Annotated in this window: 1 protein-coding gene; it reads right to left on the reverse strand. The window is 69.4% G+C overall.

What is annotated here, in order from left to right; all coding sequences use genetic code 11:
* Positions 1-517, reverse strand: a 517-nt coding sequence (locus AC2JF9_RS08400; RefSeq protein WP_500726880.1) for a hypothetical protein, incomplete at its 3' end; no start/stop codon positions are given.
* Between the last annotated feature and the right edge of the window lie 12 nt (positions 518-529).

The following is a 529-nucleotide window of genomic DNA, read 5'->3' on the forward strand; positions in this document are numbered from 1 at the left end:
AGCCAAGGCCGCCCGCGACGAGGTTCAGGCAGTGGAGCCGCGGCAGGCCGATCGCGCGGGCGAGGCCGGGGATCAGGAAGGCGTAGAGCGCGGCGACGCCGTTATAGACGCCGAACAGCACGCCCACCCAATCCGCCCCCTCATTATAGGCCTTGCCCGCCGGATCGGCGGCGCCGAAATGATATTCGGTGACGAGCGGCGTCGCATAAATCCCCATGATGAACAAAGCGACCCAGGACAGGAACTGGACGAGCGCCAGCTGCCGCATGACCCGCGGCTTCGTGTGCAGGTCGCTGAGGATGTGGTTCAGCATCGAGTCCGCCGCACCGCGCGCCACCAGCAGGTGGTTGACCAGAATCGCCAGGCCGAAGCCGACCAGGCCGAAACCGAGGATGTAGAGCGGCTGGTCGAGCCCGAGCGCGGCGATGGCCGCGACCAGCGCCGACCCCAGCGCGATCCAGATGCCCCCGCGCGCGCCGGACGGCGTGGCTTCCCGCGCAGGCGGCGCCTGCTCCACCGTCTCCCCGAA

The sequence above is a fragment of the Lactobacillus sp. C449L genome, assembly GCF_059900815.1.